The organism is Pseudomonas cedrina subsp. cedrina (assembly GCF_001983175.1).
In the GTDB taxonomy this organism is placed as follows: Bacteria; Pseudomonadota; Gammaproteobacteria; order Pseudomonadales; family Pseudomonadaceae; genus Aquipseudomonas; species Aquipseudomonas cedrina.
In genome coordinates this window covers 429,594-444,246 of the sequence record NZ_MNPW01000001.1, presented here as the reverse complement: position 1 = coordinate 444,246, position 14,653 = coordinate 429,594, and the positions used below count along the sequence as shown (strand labels likewise).

At 59.9% G+C, this 14,653-nt stretch carries 12 protein-coding genes and 2 tRNA genes; 8 read left to right on the top strand and 6 right to left on the bottom strand.

Translation table 11 applies throughout. The features are described from left to right. Positions 1-198 precede the first annotated feature (198 nt). Both BLL36_RS02110 and BLL36_RS02105 read right to left on the bottom strand, forming a co-directional pair. A tRNA-Met gene (locus tag BLL36_RS02110) sits at positions 199-275 on the bottom strand. A 268-nt stretch (positions 276-543) separates the two neighbouring features. Next, positions 544-620 (bottom strand) — tRNA-Met (locus BLL36_RS02105). A gap of 278 nt (positions 621-898) precedes the next feature. Here BLL36_RS02105 and dinB point away from each other — a divergent pair. Beyond that, the gene (gene dinB / locus BLL36_RS02100) at positions 899-1,957 is read left to right on the top strand and encodes a DNA polymerase IV (protein ID WP_076949818.1); all 1,059 of its coding nucleotides are present in this window, start codon (positions 899-901) and stop codon (positions 1,955-1,957) included. 133 nt (positions 1,958-2,090) lie between these two features. Here the strand turns inward: dinB and BLL36_RS02095 are convergent, their stop codons facing one another. From BLL36_RS02095 to BLL36_RS02080, 4 genes are all read right to left on the bottom strand, one after another. Further along, the gene (locus tag BLL36_RS02095; RefSeq protein WP_076949817.1) at positions 2,091-3,044 is read right to left on the bottom strand and encodes a hypothetical protein; all 954 of its coding nucleotides are present in this window, start codon (positions 3,042-3,044) and stop codon (positions 2,091-2,093) included. A gap of 20 nt (positions 3,045-3,064) precedes the next feature. Next, positions 3,065-4,780 carry a proline--tRNA ligase gene (locus BLL36_RS02090; protein ID WP_076949816.1) on the bottom strand — a complete coding sequence of 572 codons (1,716 nt, stop codon included), beginning with the start codon at positions 4,778-4,780 and terminating at the stop codon, positions 3,065-3,067. A gap of 772 nt (positions 4,781-5,552) precedes the next feature. Then, complete coding sequence (locus tag BLL36_RS02085) at positions 5,553-7,085, bottom strand: AmpG family muropeptide MFS transporter (RefSeq protein ID WP_076949815.1); 1,533 nt, start codon at positions 7,083-7,085, stop codon at positions 5,553-5,555. A gap of 43 nt (positions 7,086-7,128) precedes the next feature. Then, positions 7,129-7,443 carry an MGMT family protein gene (locus BLL36_RS02080; protein ID WP_394329468.1) on the bottom strand — a complete coding sequence of 105 codons (315 nt, stop codon included), beginning with the start codon at positions 7,441-7,443 and terminating at the stop codon, positions 7,129-7,131. A 188-nt stretch (positions 7,444-7,631) separates the two neighbouring features. Here BLL36_RS02080 and BLL36_RS02075 point away from each other — a divergent pair, with 188 nt between their 5' ends. The 7 genes from BLL36_RS02075 (at position 7,632) to BLL36_RS02045 (ending at position 14,634) form a co-directional block, all read left to right on the top strand. Next, positions 7,632-8,639: a DUF481 domain-containing protein gene (locus BLL36_RS02075; protein WP_076949813.1), complete on the top strand. Its 1,008-nt coding sequence runs from the start codon at positions 7,632-7,634 to the stop codon at positions 8,637-8,639. Positions 8,640-8,745: 106 nt separating this feature from the next. Continuing rightward, entirely contained in the window at positions 8,746-9,477 is a 732-nt protein-coding gene (locus BLL36_RS02070; RefSeq protein WP_076949812.1) for a HugZ family pyridoxamine 5'-phosphate oxidase, read from the top strand. Between the two features lie 66 nt (positions 9,478-9,543). Further along, positions 9,544-10,020 (top strand): FxsA family protein, encoded by a 477-nt coding sequence (locus tag BLL36_RS02065; protein ID WP_076949811.1) that lies wholly within the window; start codon positions 9,544-9,546, stop codon positions 10,018-10,020. 247 nt (positions 10,021-10,267) lie between these two features. Further along, the gene (locus BLL36_RS02060; protein WP_057723898.1) at positions 10,268-10,561 is read left to right on the top strand and encodes a co-chaperone GroES; all 294 of its coding nucleotides are present in this window, start codon (positions 10,268-10,270) and stop codon (positions 10,559-10,561) included. Positions 10,562-10,611: 50 nt separating this feature from the next. After that, complete coding sequence (gene groL / locus BLL36_RS02055) at positions 10,612-12,258, top strand: chaperonin GroEL (RefSeq protein ID WP_076949810.1); 1,647 nt, start codon at positions 10,612-10,614, stop codon at positions 12,256-12,258. A 422-nt stretch (positions 12,259-12,680) separates the two neighbouring features. Beyond that, positions 12,681-13,364 (top strand): two-component system response regulator ColR, encoded by a 684-nt coding sequence (gene colR, locus BLL36_RS02050; RefSeq protein WP_026136965.1) that lies wholly within the window; start codon positions 12,681-12,683, stop codon positions 13,362-13,364. Then, complete coding sequence (locus tag BLL36_RS02045) at positions 13,354-14,634, top strand: sensor histidine kinase (RefSeq protein ID WP_076949809.1); 1,281 nt, start codon at positions 13,354-13,356, stop codon at positions 14,632-14,634. Before colR ends, BLL36_RS02045 begins: the two co-directional genes overlap by 11 nt. Positions 14,635-14,653 lie beyond the last annotated feature (19 nt).

Here is a 14,653-nt window from a genome sequence, read left to right as displayed (position 1 = left end):
ATTAACGCGTATCGCCGGGTGCGGCGACAGCGGCCATTGGTCGTAGAGGGAAGCGCTAAAACATTGAGCATAGCTCGCAGGGTGATGGACTCAACAAACCCCGCAGGGTTTCATGAAAGATGCCATACCATTGTTTCAGAAGAACTTTTTCACCGGATACAAAAAAGGCCACTCTTTCGAGTAGCCTTTCTTGATGTTTGGTTGCGGGAGCCGGATTTGAACCGACGACCTTCGGGTTATGAGCCCGACGAGCTACCAGACTGCTCCATCCCGCGTCTGTGGCCGGCATTCTACAGTCCAGCGACGAGGTGTCAACCGTTAATGGGCCAATGGGTAAAATAAGTGTGATTTATCCAAAAGTTAAAGCCTTGGCGCCGTCCCTGTAGGAGCGAGCTTGCTCGCGAAAACTTCCGGACACTGCTGGCCACCTGAAGCGCTGCGTTATCGTTGGCGCCTTTCGCGAGCAAGCTCGCTCCTACAGGGGAGGGGTAAAATACACGCGCACAAAAAAGGCCACTCTTTCGAGTAGCCTTTTTTGATGTTTGGTTGCGGGAGCCGGATTTGAACCGACGACCTTCGGGTTATGAGCCCGACGAGCTACCAGACTGCTCCATCCCGCGTCTGTGTGTCGGCATTCTACAGAGGAACGCGAGTGTGTCAACCCGTGAATTAAAGAAAAGCGCTTGTGCTTCAATCGGTTAGCTCTCCAAAAAGGCTGTCGGATGCCCGCCGGCCCAGTACGGCCAAGGGTTTCAGCTCTATCGGAACGCCAAATTCGATTGAGAAAATAAATTCATCAGAGACTTTTCCTACCGCTTAGAGGGAAGATTCAAACTACTGGTGCTATATACAGGTACGGATGCGATACTGGCCACCCGTAGGTTCACACCCCGTTTATATGACGCAGCGCAAAATCATCCACGTCGACTGTGATTGCTTCTATGCCGCTATCGAGATGCGCGATGACCCGAGCCTGGCGCAAAAACCGCTGGCGGTGGGCGGCTCGGCGGACCGGCGCGGGGTGATCGCCACCTGCAACTACGAGGCGCGTGCCTATGGCGTGCGTTCGGCCATGTCGTCCCGCCACGCCTTGAAGCTGTGCCCGGACCTGACCATCGTCAAGCCGCGCATGGATGCTTATAAAGAAGCGTCGAAGGAAATCCAGACGATCTTTCGTGACTACACCGACCTGATCGAGCCTTTATCCCTGGATGAGGCCTACCTGGACGTGTCCGACAGCCCGCACTTTGGCGGCAGTGCCACGCGCATCGCCCAGGATATTCGCCGCCGCGTCTCCAACCAGCTGCACATCACCGTGTCCGCCGGTGTGGCGCCGAACAAGTTCCTGGCCAAGATCGCCAGCGACTGGAAGAAGCCCAACGGGTTGTTTGTGATTACCCCGGACCAAGTCGAAGATTTTGTCTCGCAGTTGCGGGTCAGCAAGTTACACGGGGTCGGCAAGGTGACCGCTGACAAACTGGCGCGCCTGGGCATCGAAGACTGCCTGCAACTGCGCGAGTGGAACAAGCTGGCGCTGGTGCGCGAATTCGGCAGTTTTGGCGAGCGACTCTGGAGCCTGGCCCGTGGGATAGATGATCGCGTGGTGCAGAACGACAGTCGCCGGCAATCGATCAGTGTGGAAAACACCTACGACGTGGACCTGCCAGATCTTTCAAGCTGCCTGGCCAAACTCCCTGAACTGATGGACACCCTGGCGGGGCGCATGGCGCGTATCGACAGCAGCTACCGGGCGGGCAAGCCGTTCGTCAAAGTGAAGTTTCATGACTTTACCCAGACCACCCTGGAACAGGCGGGGGCGGGGCGGGACCTGGAAAGTTATCAACAGTTGATGACCCAGGCGTTCAACCGAGGCGGCAAGCCGGTGCGGTTGCTGGGGATTGGGGTGCGGTTGCTGGATTTGAGTGGCGGCAACGAACAACTCGAGTTCTCCTGGTAGAAACTGGATCAAAAAAAATGTGGGAGCTGGCTTGCCTGCGATAGCGGAGTGTCAGTCACTGCTGCTTTAACTGATACATCGCTATCGCAGGCAAGCCAGCTCCCACATTTGAATGTGCAGCAGTTTCAAAGTCTCAGCGTGCACCTGGGTCCGCGACGAGCCGCCCCGCATCCTTGGTCAGCGCCTGCAGGAATTCCTGCTGCAACTCCGGATCATTGCGGGTCAGTTCGATCAGGCTTTGTTCCAGTTCGCTGGCTTCTTCTTCCAGGCCCAGCTCCGACAGGCGCTTGACCCGGTGCACCCACTGGCTGACTTCGTCGTCTTCCAGGTCGTCGTAGATCAGGCCGTGGGCTTCCAGCAACTTGCCACGCAAGGTGTTGCTGACCGCCAGGGTCGAGTCCGAATGCACATCGTCCTGGCCATCTTCCACGCTGATCTTCAAAGTGGTGACGCGGTTCAGGTCCTGCTCGGCAAAGGGGCTGTCCAACAGGTTCAGGCGCAGCACGCCGTTGCGGTCGGTGGTCAGCTCATGCACCTGCTTGCCGGCGGTGACCTGTACCGGCCGTTCGCTCCACGGCAGGCTCGAATACTCCACACGCTTGTCGCGCTGGACTTCATCGATACCCGCCAGGTTCTGCTGCGCACGGCCGTGTGACTGCACGTTCATGAACGGGTTGAGGCCGTCCACGCCGTAGATCAGCCAATCGTGGGTCATGCTGGTAGGCAGGTTGCCGAGGGCGAAGATATTCGCCACGTTGGCACCGGCGCCCGCCACCAACGCCACCGCACCCAAGGGCATCTCATAGAGCTTGCGCCAGGGTTGGTAGGGCGTGTAGCGGTCGTAGCGACGGGTGACTTCGAATTCGGTGACCTCGAAGGTCTTCTGCTCATGAATACGAACCCGGCGTTGCGGCAGCTCCAGCACTTTGGGTTCGCCTACATCGATCTGCAGGCTGTGGTCGAGCAACTTACGCTCGACCCGCTCCTCGTGCTCACTGCGTTGCGACATCTGGTTGGCGCAGCCGCTGACCAGCAGGGCGCCGCACAAGGCGGCGCCCCCCAGGGCTCTGGTGTTTCGCTTGAACATGACTTCTCTTGATCTGGTTTTCAGCGACGAATACGCGCCTGAAGGAAAGACAGCACGTCAGCCACCGGCAACGGTTGAGCTTCGGCTTCGGTCCGGCTCTTGTATTCCAGATTGCCATCGGCCAGGCCGCGGTCACTGACCACGATCCGGTGCGGGATGCCAATCAGTTCCATGTCGGCGAACTTGATGCCCGGGCTGGTTTTCTTGTCCCGGTCATCGAGCAACACTTCAAAACCCGCCGCCGTCAGTTCGGCATAGAGTTTGTCGGTGGCTTCGCGCACTTGCTCGGTTTCATAACGCAGCGGTACCAGCGCGACCTGGAACGGCGCCAGCGCGTCACTCCAGATGATGCCTTTTTCGTCGTTGTTCTGCTCGATGGCAGCGGCCACCACGCGGGACACGCCGATGCCGTAGCAGCCCATTTCCAGGGTGATCGGCTTGCCGTTCTCGCCCAGCACTTCGCACTTCATCGCCTTGCTGTACTTGTTGCCCAGCTGGAAGATGTGCCCGACTTCGATGCCGCGCTTGATTTCCAGCGTGCCCTTGCCGTCCGGGCTCGGGTCGCCGGCCACCACGTTACGCAGGTCGGCCACGGTCGGAACCGGCAGGTCGCGCTCCCAGTTCACGCCGAAGTAGTGCTTGTCGTCGATGTTCGCGCCGATAGCGAAGTCGCTCATCAGTTCGACCGAACGGTCGATGATGATCGGCAGCGGCAGGTTCAGCGGGCCGAGCGAGCCGGCGCCGGCGCCAATGGCGTCGCGCAGCTCGGCGTCGGTAGCCATCACCAGCGGGTTGGCCACGCCAGGCTGCTGGGCGGCTTTGATTTCGTTGAGTTCGTGGTCGCCACGGATCACCAGCGCAATCAGCTTGCCTTCTTCTTCGGCGCGCACAATCAGGGTCTTGATGGTCTTTTCAATCGGCAGATTGAATTTCTCCACCAAGGCCGCGATGGTCTTGGTGTCCGGTGTATCCACCAGGCGCAGTTCTTCGGCCGGTGCAGGGCGCGAAGTTTCCCGTGGCACGGCTTCGGCTTTTTCGATATTCGCCGCGTAGTCCGAACCGTTGCTGAACACGATGTCGTCTTCGCCGGACTCGGCCAGTACGTGGAATTCGTGGGAGCCGGCGCCGCCGATGGAACCGTTGTCCGCTTCAACCGGGCGGAATTTCAGGCCCAGGCGCGTGAATACATTGCAGTAGGCCTGGTGCATGCGGTCGTAGGTGACCTGCAGCGATGCCTGGTCAGGGTGGAACGAATAGGCATCTTTCATGATGAATTCGCGACCGCGCATCAAACCGAAGCGCGGGCGGATCTCGTCACGGAATTTGGTCTGGATCTGATACAGGTTCAGCGGCAGCTGCTTGTAGCTGCTCAGCTCGTTGCGCATCAGGTCGGTGATCACTTCTTCGTGGGTCGGGCCGGCGCAGAAATCGCGGCCGTGACGGTCCTTGAAGCGCAGCAACTCGGGGCCGTACTCTTCCCAGCGCCCGGATTCCTGCCACAGCTCAGCCGGTTGGGTGCTCGGCATCAACACTTCCAGAGAGCCGGCGGCGTTCATTTCTTCACGAACGATGGCTTCGACCTTGCGCATCACCTTCAAGCCCATGGGCAGCCAGGTGTACAGGCCGGAAGCGAGCTTGCGGATCATGCCGGCGCGCAGCATCAACTGATGGCTGATCACGACCGCGTCGGAAGGCGTTTCTTTCTGTGTGGCGAGCAAATATTGACTGGTACGCATGGTAGGCCGTTGTCGGTTGCTTGGACTTGAAATGACTTGGGATTGTACGGGCGGTTGCTGTCGGAGTACAGGCGTCAGAAGTGCAGGGCTTTGTGTGGGAGCTGGCTTTCCTGCGATGAAATCGCCTCGGTGCAACAGATGCACCGCGCCGTCCGCATCGCAGCATGGGTATCTACACAACTTTCAGTTGACCAATCTCCCTGTGGGAGCTGTCGAGCATCTGCGAGGCTGCGAAAGCGGTGGGTCAGGCGAAAAAAATGCCAGCAGTGCCGCCGCCTTCGCAGCCTCGCTGGGGCTCGACAGCTCCCACATTTTGAACCGAGTTCGACATGAATATCGGTCGGCTCTAAGGCCGCCGCGCTTTGTTTTTGATCTTGATCTGAGGCGCCCCGTCAACCACGCTGGCCGTAATTCGATATTGATTTGGGGGGTAAACCGGCAGGACGCCGGTTTAGCCGCCCCGCGCCATGGATGGCGCGTGGCGGCGGCCCCCCAAATCAATGTCGGATTACGGGCATGCCGAGCCTAGGCGAGGCACCAAGTGGTGGGGCGAAGCGTTTTGGGTTACTTTTTGCGCTCTTCAAAAAGTGACCCGCCGTAAGGGCGGAACCCTAAGCCGCCGTTACCGCAGCAACGGATATGTACTCGGTCAAACCCCAAAAAACGGTCGGCCCGAAGGCCGCCAAGCAAGCTCCTCGCCACACACCGTTGAAAGTTGTGTAGATACCCATGCGCATCGCAGGCAAGCCAGCTCCCACAGAACCGAGTTGGGTCAGTCTTCCTCAGGCGGATTCAACCGAATCCGCCGATTCTCCTGATACCAGTGCAACGCAATCAGCAGCAGCGTCGGCACGCCCAGCATGCAGGTGATCAGGAAGAAATGGTGATACCCGAACTTCTCCACCATCACCCCCGAATACCCGCCGATCAGGCGCGGCAGCAGCAGCATGATCGAGCTGAGCAGGGCGTATTGGGTGGCGGAAAACTTGAGGTTGGTCAGGCTCGACAAGTAGGCAACGAAGGCCGACGTCGCCATCCCTGAGCTGAAGTTATCCAGGGAAATCGTGAAAATCAGCATCTGCAAGTCGGGGCCCATGTCGGCCAGCGCCACGAACAGCAGGTTGGTACCGGCGGAGAACACTCCGCCGATAAACAGGATCGGCAAAATGCCGAACCGCACGATCAACAGGCCGCCCATGCCGGCGCCGAGCAGGGTCATGATCAGGCCGAAGATCTTGCTGACCCCGGCGATCTGGTCCTTGGTAAAGCCCTGGTCGATGTAGAACACGTTGGCCATCACGCCCATTACCGTGTCGGACATGCGATAGGTGGCGATCAGCCCCAGCAGCAGCAACGCCTGCCAGCGGTAGCGCAGGATAAAGTCGTTGACCGGCGTGAGCACCGGCGCCAGGCCTCGGCGGCCCATGGCCGAGAGGCACAGCGCGGTGAGGGTTATATAGAGGATGGCACGCAGGAACGCGCGATCGTCCATCAGCAAATCCCACAGGCTTACGCCCTGGAACACCACGCTGGCGAAATCGGTGTTGTACAACTGGGTAAACATCGCCGGAACCGACACCAGCAACACGATCAGCACAAACACCGAGGCGAGCTGATGCACGAAGCTGTAGCGCCCGGCCTGCAGCTGGGTGCGCAGCGGTACATTGGGTTCGCGCATGAACAAGGTAGTCAGCAGCGCCGGGATCATCAGCACGCCAAACAGCACGTAGGTGCCAGCCCAGGCCGAGTGTTTATAGTTGAAGCCGGTGGAACCGAACCCTTCGGCGAAAAACAGTGCGCCCGCGGTAGCCAGCAGGGCGGCGATGCGATAACCGGACATATAGCTGGCGGCGAGGGCGGCCTGGCGGCTGTCGTCGGCGATTTCCAGGCGGTAGGCATCAACCGCGATGTCCTGGGTGGCGGACGCGAAGGCGACGACCACGGCGATAGCGATCAACCAGGACAAGTGTTTCTGCGGGTCGCAAAAGCCCATGCCGATCAATCCGAGGATCACCAGCGACTGGGCCAGTACCAGCCAGGAGCGACGGCGTCCGAGTTTACCGAGCAGTGGCAGGCGCCATTGGTCGAGCAGCGGCGACCACACCCATTTAAAGGCATAGGCCAGACCGATCAGGCTCGCATAACCGATGGTCTCGCGCGCCACACCGGCTTCACGCAACCACACTGAGAGCGTCGAGAACACCAACATGTAAGGCAAACCGGCGGCAAAGCCGAGCAACAACAGCACTAACGTCGAGGGGCTGGCATAGGCGGCGAGCGCGGCGCGCCAGGTTTTACGGGGCATGGGCTGGAGTCTGCCTCAGATTCACGGAAACAAAGCGCGCACTCTAACCGCTGTGCTCTACCGGGCGCCAGCCATGGCGCTGAATATCCACGCGATTATTGCGGACTGTGACGCCTTCATCGCGCAAACGTGCGCGTTGCTCGTCACCCGAGGCACTGCCCACCGGCAGACTTATCCGACCACCGGCACCCAGCACGCGGTGCCAGGGTAATTTGGTGTCGTCGGGGAGTTGGCTCAGGGTACGGCCAACCCAGCGTGCCGCGCGACCGAGGCCAGCTAGTTGGGCCAGCTCGGCGTAGCTCACCACGCAGCCTTCGGGTACTTGCGCCAAGGTCAGGTAAAGCGCGGTGCGGCGCATTTCGGCGGGGCTTTGCGGGGACTCGGCGGGTTGATTCACTGTGGGTATCCGTTGAGATCGTCTGTCTTATTGTAAGAAACGTCTGTAAACATGGTCTCGACAATTGAACTGAACATAAATCCTTGAGTCAGTCGTAGCTGACACGATAATGCCTTCTTTTTCGCCAACTTCGAGCCTCGAATCCGCTTATGTTGTCCAGAACCCTGCTATGCCTCGCTGTTTTCAGCGCCTCCACGCCTTTGCTGGCCGATACCGTCTGGTTGAAGAACGGTGACCGCCTGACCGGCAAGATCAAGGTCTTCGACGGCGGCAAGCTGTTGATCCAGACCGATTATGCGGGCGCGATTCCCGTGGACTGGAAGCAGGTGAAAACCCTGGAAAGCGACCAGGAACTGCTGGTCAAGCAGGACGCCTACACCGGCGAGAAGGCCAAATCGCTGCAAGCGGCGGACGACGGCAAAGTGGTACTGGCCAATGGCGAAGCGCCCAAGACCGTCGAGCTGGCCAGCATCCAGCAGATCATCAAGCCAAAGCCTGTGATCACGGACCTGGTGTGGAAAGGCAATGTGGACATGGCGCTGGACTACAAGCGTGCCGACAAAGACACCAACGATTACGACGTCGATTTCAAGACCACCGCGCGTCATGGCCAATGGCGCCATACCGGGCAGGGCGAATACAACCGCGAATTCCAGGACGATGTCACCACCACCGACAACTGGGCCCTGGAATACGACCTGGACCGCTTCCTGACCGAACATTGGTTCTGGCAGGGGCGCTTGACCTACAAGCGCGACAAGGTCGAAGACCTGGCCCGCCAGCGCACCGTCGGTACCGGCCCGGGCTATCAGTTCTGGGACGATGAGCTGGGCGCCTTTTCCCTCGGCTCGCTGGTCAACCGCACCGACTACGAATACGCCGATGGCGGCAAGGACAATTTCTATTCCCTGGCCATGAAGTGGAACTACAACCGCTACCTGATCGGCAAGACCGTCGAGTTCTTCACCGACGGCGAAGTCGGCAAGCCTATCGGCGGGCCGTCGGCGTATTCGCTGGATGCGGAAATGGGCCTGCGCTACAAAGTCACCGAGTGGGCCTCCCTCAACCTCAAGGCCGAGCGCGACGTTATCAGCGGCGACTCCGACAGCAGCTTGAGCAAGACGCGCTACACCGCAGGGTTTGGCGTGGCCTGGTAACACCGGCGAACAAAACCTGCCTGGCAACCTTTGCGGTTATTGATTACCTTGCGTTGAGATCCATTCCCATAAGCCATGGGCGGCTGCATACCCGAGGAGTCAAACGTTGAGCGCACAGGTTGCCAAGAACGCCCGAGAGCTGTTGCTCAAGGAATACCGTGGGGCTCTCTCCACACACTCCAAAGCCATGCCTGGCTTCCCGTTCGGTTCGGTCGTGCCGTACTGCCTCGACGCGCAGGGCCAGCCGTTGATCCTGATCAGCCGTATCGCCCAGCACACCCACAACCTGCAAAAAGACCCGAAGTGCTCGTTGCTGGTAGGTGAGCGGGGCGCGGATGACGTGCAGGCGGTCGGGCGCCTGACCTACCTGGCGCAAGCCGAAAAACTGGAGGAGGGCGTTGCCATCGAGGCGGCGGCCGAGCGTTATTACCGCTACTTCCCTGATTCGGCCAACTACCACAAGGCCCACGACTTCGATTTCTGGGTACTCAAGCCGGTGCGCCACCGTTACATCGGCGGCTTTGGCGCAATCCACTGGGTCGACCAGTTGACCCTGGCCAACCCGTTCGCGGGCAAGGCCGAGCGCAGCATGGTCGAGCACATGAACAGCGATCACGCCAAGGCCCTGGCCCATTACGTAGAGTTGGCCGGCCTGCCTGCGTCGCAGCCTGCGCAATTGGCCGGTATCGACAGCGAAGGCATGCACCTGCGCATCGGTCAGTCCTTGCATTGGTTGCCGTTTGCAGAATCTTGCAACACCCCGACACAGGTACGCGAAGCCCTGGTTTCATTGGCTCACGCCGAGGTTTGGCCGAAAAAAGAAGCCGTTGACGCTTGAATTCACGAAATGGCGACGTCATCTAAGGTGGACTGGCAAGGCATTCTTGCGTTGAGGAACCATTTGATGCGCCCTTTTTTATTGCTCTTTCTGCTGTTTCCGGTGTTGGAGCTGTTCGTATTCGTTCAAGTCAGCAGCGCGATCGGGTTTTTCCCGGCCCTGCTGTTGATCATTCTCGGCTCGATGCTCGGCGTCCTGGTGCTGCGCGTCGCCGGCCTGACCACGGCGCTGCGTGCCCGTGAAAGCCTGAACCGTGGCGAGCTGCCCGCGCAGACCATGCTTGAAGGCCTGATGATGGCCCTGGCCGGTGGCCTGTTGATCCTGCCGGGCTTTATCAGTGACGTGGTCGGTCTGGTGATGTTGCTGCCGGTCACTCGCAAGCTGCTGGCGGGCAAGATGCGCCAGCGCGCCGAGGAGGCCGCAATTCGCCAGCGTGCCTTCGCCGATGACCTGCAACCCCGTGGCGGTCCGGCTCCGCGCCAGCCGTTGGGGCGAGAAGGGGATGTGATCGAAGGCGAGTTCGAACACCGCGACAACAAATAAACGCTGCACCTGCACGGCACCTTCGGGTGCCGTGCTGCATTTACCCCGTGTCAGACACAAAAATTTTCATCCGCAGCCCCTTGTAATCACCGCCGTCGCCCTTATGTAAGGGTCACCGCAAGGTTTCTGGTGGTGACACTAGACAGACTTCCGCGTCTCGCCCCGCGAGCCGCGACCGGCACCGCCGGAATTTAACCCGCCGGAATTGATACCGGCCGATGAAAAACACAATTAGGAGAGATCGACAATGAAGCTTCGTCCTCTGCATGACCGCGTCGTCATCCGTCGCAGTGAAGAAGAAAAGAAAACCGCTGGCGGCATCGTCCTGCCAGGTTCGGCTGCTGAAAAAGCCAACCACGGTGTGATTCTGGCTGCGGGTCCGGGCAAGGCTCTGGAAAACGGTGAAGTACGTGCGCTGGCCGTGAAAGTGGGTGACAAGGTTGTTTTCGGCCCTTACTCCGGCAGCAACACTGTGAAAGTCGACGGCGAAGACCTGCTGGTAATGAGCGAGAACGAGATTCTTGCCGTTCTGGAAGACTGATTTCCCCGCTCATTTTCCCGTTACTACAAAGTATTTAAGGAATATCGATCATGGCTGCTAAAGAAGTTAAATTCGGCGATTCCGCCCGCAAGAAAATGCTCACCGGTGTCAACATCCTGGCTGACGCGGTAAAAGCGACCCTGGGCCCTAAAGGCCGTAACGTGATCATCGAGAAAAGCTTCGGCGCTCCGACCATCACCAAGGACGGCGTTTCGGTAGCAAAAGAAATCGAACTGGAAGACCGTTTCGAAAACATGGGCGCGCAGCTGGTCAAAGACGTTGCCTCCCGTGCCAACGATGACGCAGGCGACGGCACCACCACCGCCACCGTTCTGGCCCAGGCCATCGTCAACGAAGGCTACAAGGCCGTCGCTGCCGGCATGAACCCGATGGACCTCAAGCGCGGTATCGACAAGGCGACCATCGCCATCGTTGCCGAGCTGAAAAACCTGTCCAAGCCATGCGCTGACACCAAGGCTATCGCTCAGGTAGGCACCATCTCCGCCAACTCCGACAGCTCCATCGGCGACATCATTGCCGAAGCCATGGAAAAAGTCGGCAAGGAAGGCGTGATCACCGTTGAAGAAGGCTCGGGCCTGGAAAACGAACTGTCGGTTGTAGAAGGCATGCAGTTTGACCGTGGCTACCTGTCCCCGTACTTCGTCAACAAGCCGGACACCATGGTTGCCGAGCTGGACAGCCCGCTGATCCTGCTGGTCGACAAGAAAATCTCCAACATCCGCGAAATGCTGCCAGTACTGGAAGCCGTTGCCAAAGCCGGCCGCCCACTGCTGATCGTTTCCGAAGACGTTGAAGGCGAAGCCCTGGCGACGCTGGTTGTGAACAACATGCGTGGCATCGTCAAAGTCGCAGCCGTCAAGGCTCCAGGCTTCGGCGATCGTCGCAAGGCCATGCTGCAGGACATCGCCGTATTGACCGGCGGTACCGTTATCTCCGAAGAGATCGGCCTGAGCCTGGAAAGCGCCACCCTGGAAAACCTGGGTAGCGCCAAGCGCGTGACCATCTCCAAGGAAAACACCATCATCGTTGACGGTGCTGGCGTTGAAGGCGACATCGAATCGCGTATCGCCCAGATCCGTGCCCAGGTTGCCGAGACCTCCTCGGACTACGACCGTGAAAAACTGCAAGAGCGTCTGGCCAAGCTGTCCGGCGGCGTTGCAGTAATCAAGGTTGGCGCCGGTTCCGAAGTTGAAATGAAAGAGAAGAAGGCCCGCGTTGAAGACGCCCTGCACGCAACCCGTGCAGCCGTTGAAGAAGGCGTGGTACCTGGCGGTGGCGTTGCGCTGATCCGTGCTCTGGAAGCCCTGACCAACCTGACCGGCGACAACGCCGACCAGAACGTCGGTATCGCTGTGCTGCGTCGTGCTGTTGAAGCACCGCTGCGTCAGATCGCTGCCAACTCCGGTGACGAGCCAAGCGTCGTGGTTAACCAGGTCAAGAGCGGCCAGGGTAACTACGGTTACAACGCTGCGTCCGGTGAATACGGCGACATGATCGAAATGGGCATCCTGGACCCTACCAAGGTGACTCGTTCGGCGTTGCAAGCGGCATCCTCCATCGGCGGTCTGATCCTGACCACCGAAGCGGCGATCGCTGAAGCACCGAAGAAAGACGGTGGTTCTGGCGGTGGTATGCCAGACATGGGCGGCATGGGTGGCATGGGCGGCATGATGTAAGCCAGCCTTACCCCCGTACCGAAAAGCCCCGCCTGCAGTGATGCAGGCGGGGCTTTTTAATGGCGCGAATAAGCCTGGTGTAGTGAGCGGGCTTGCCCCGCGCTGGGCTGCGAAGCGGCCCTAACTCAGGCGCCCCTATTTATCCTGGGGCTCGGCGGTGGCTTTATTGGGGCCGCTTCGCAGCCCAGCGCGGGGCAAGCCCGCTCACTACAAGGATTCGTGAGCGGCGTATCAATGGGCAATAGGCGACGATTTTCTATGCGCCACCGTGGTAAATCTGTGAAGGTATAGTGAAAATCTCGTTCAATCGAAATATCGGTTGAAAACCTATATCGATAGCCTTCCCGGCCTATCCCTGAACCCCGCTTGGCCTTAAGCTGCGCGAGCCATCACGGCCGTTACCGCGTACGGAGACACTGCCCATGCGAATTTTATTGGTTGAAGACAACCGCGATATTCTGGCCAACCTGGCCGATTACCTGGGGTTGAAGGGTTACACCGTGGACTGTGCGCAGGACGGTTTGTCGGGCTTGCACCTGGCCGCCACCGAGCATTACGACCTGATCGTGCTCGACATCATGCTCCCCGGCATCGATGGCTACACCCTGTGCAAACGGCTGCGCGAAGATGCGCGGCGCGACACGCCGGTGATCATGCTGACTGCCCGCGACCAACTGGATGACCGGCTGCAGGGCTTCAAGTCCGGCGCCGATGATTACCTGCTCAAGCCGTTTGCCCTGTCGGAGCTGGCCGCGCGCATCGAGGCGGTGCTGCGCCGTGCCCAGGGTGGCGGACGTCGCGCCCTGCAAGTCGCCGACCTGAGCTACGACCTCGATACCCTGGAAGTGACCCGCGAAGGTCGCCTGCTCAAGCTCAACCCGGTCGGCCTGAAGCTTTTGGCGGTGCTGATGCAGAAGAGCCCTCACGTATTGCGCCGCGAGATTCTCGAAGAAGCGTTGTGGGGCGATGACTGCCCGGACAGCGACAGCCTGCGCAGCCATGTTCACCAACTGCGCCAAGTGATCGATAAACCGTTCGCCAAGCCGTTGCTGCAAACGGTGCACGGCGTTGGTTATCGCCTGGCCGAGGGTCGTGATGGAGTTTAAGCAGAGCCTTGCCCAGCGGATCATCATTGCCTTTGCGTTGATGAGCGCATTGGTGGCGGGGGCCTTCGCCATGGGCATCATCGCGACCGTGCACCTGGTCGAAGAGAAGCTGATTTCGGCAGGGTTGGGCGGAGACCTGCAACGCCTGCTGCTGATGGACACGGTCGAGGACTGGCGGCACCGGCCCGAGCCGGACCAGTTGTTCTATTTCAGCGGCGGGCCTGGCGACTTTGAGTTGCCCAAGGACCTGCGCCACCTTGAGCCCGGCTTCCATGAAGTGTTTCGCGAATCGCTGTCGTACCACGCCATGGTCGAAGTGGTCGACGGCCGACGTTACGTGCTGTTGCAGGATCAGAGCGACTTCGAAGAGCGCGAGCGGGTGCTGTTTGCGGTGGTCATGGTGGGCTTCGTGCTCAGCCTGGCGCTGGCGGTATTTCTTGGCTGGGTGCTGGCGCGCAAAGTGATGGCGCCGGTCGTGCGCCTGGCCCGCCAGGTCCGTCACCGTGACCAGTTGCTGGGCCTGGCACCGCCGTTGGCGCCGGACTACGCAGCGGATGAAGTGGGAGAGCTGGCCGTGGCATTCGACGCCACATTGGGGCGCCTGCGCCAGGCGCTGTCCCGTGAGCAGCTGTTTACCAGCGACGTCAGCCACGAGTTGCGTACGCCCTTGATGGTACTGGCCAGCTCCTGCGAACTGTTACTGGAAAACCCGGCGATCGATCAGCGTGGGCGTAATCAGGTCGAGCGCATCGCCCGTGCCTGCGAAGAAATGCGCGAACTGGTACAGACCTTCCTGATGCTGGCCCGCGCCGAGCATGACGACGGCACCATGTCGCCCCAGGTTACCCTGGAGCAGGTGGCCGATGACCTGCTCGGTATCTGGCGTGAACCTATCGAGCGCAAGGGCCTGGAGCTGATCTACCAGCCGGGCAACCCGTTGGATACCCGTTATAACGCCACCTTCCTGCACGCCGTCATGGGCAATCTGCTGCGCAACGCCTTGCATTACACCGAGCACGGCTTCATTCGGCTTACCCTGGAGCCGAGTGGATTTGTGGTGGAAGACTCCGGTGTAGGCATACCCGAGGACAAACGCGAAGCGATGTTCGAGCCATTCGTGCGCGGCAACGAGAAGCGCGGGGACGGCCTTGGCCTGGGTCTGTCGCTGGTTCAGCGGATCTGCGAGAACCAGGGTTGGAGCGTGAGCCTCAGCACCATGGAGCCCAATGGTTGTCGCTTTCATGTGCAATTGAGTCAGGCCAGCGCCTGATTCCACCCTCTGCCGTTAT

Excerpts from the sequence above, each read along its gene's own strand:
- dinB (WP_076949818.1), top strand. The coding sequence starts at position 899 with ATGACGCAGCGCAAAATCATCCACGTCGACTGTGATTGCTTCTATGCC.
- BLL36_RS02095 (WP_076949817.1), bottom strand. The coding sequence starts at position 3,044 with ATGTTCAAGCGAAACACCAGAGCCCTGGGGGGCGCCGCCTTGTGCGGC.
- BLL36_RS02090 (WP_076949816.1), bottom strand. The coding sequence starts at position 4,780 with ATGCGTACCAGTCAATATTTGCTCGCCACACAGAAAGAAACGCCTTCC.
- BLL36_RS02085 (WP_076949815.1), bottom strand. The coding sequence starts at position 7,085 with ATGCCCCGTAAAACCTGGCGCGCCGCGCTCGCCGCCTATGCCAGCCCC.
- BLL36_RS02080 (WP_394329468.1), bottom strand. The coding sequence starts at position 7,443 with ATGCGCCGCACCGCGCTTTACCTGACCTTGGCGCAAGTACCCGAAGGC.
- BLL36_RS02075 (WP_076949813.1), top strand. The coding sequence starts at position 7,632 with ATGTTGTCCAGAACCCTGCTATGCCTCGCTGTTTTCAGCGCCTCCACG.
- BLL36_RS02065 (WP_076949811.1), top strand. The coding sequence starts at position 9,544 with ATGCGCCCTTTTTTATTGCTCTTTCTGCTGTTTCCGGTGTTGGAGCTG.
- BLL36_RS02060 (WP_057723898.1), top strand. The coding sequence starts at position 10,268 with ATGAAGCTTCGTCCTCTGCATGACCGCGTCGTCATCCGTCGCAGTGAA.
- groL (WP_076949810.1), top strand. The coding sequence starts at position 10,612 with ATGGCTGCTAAAGAAGTTAAATTCGGCGATTCCGCCCGCAAGAAAATG.
- colR (WP_026136965.1), top strand. The coding sequence starts at position 12,681 with ATGCGAATTTTATTGGTTGAAGACAACCGCGATATTCTGGCCAACCTG.
- BLL36_RS02045 (WP_076949809.1), top strand. The coding sequence starts at position 13,354 with ATGGAGTTTAAGCAGAGCCTTGCCCAGCGGATCATCATTGCCTTTGCG.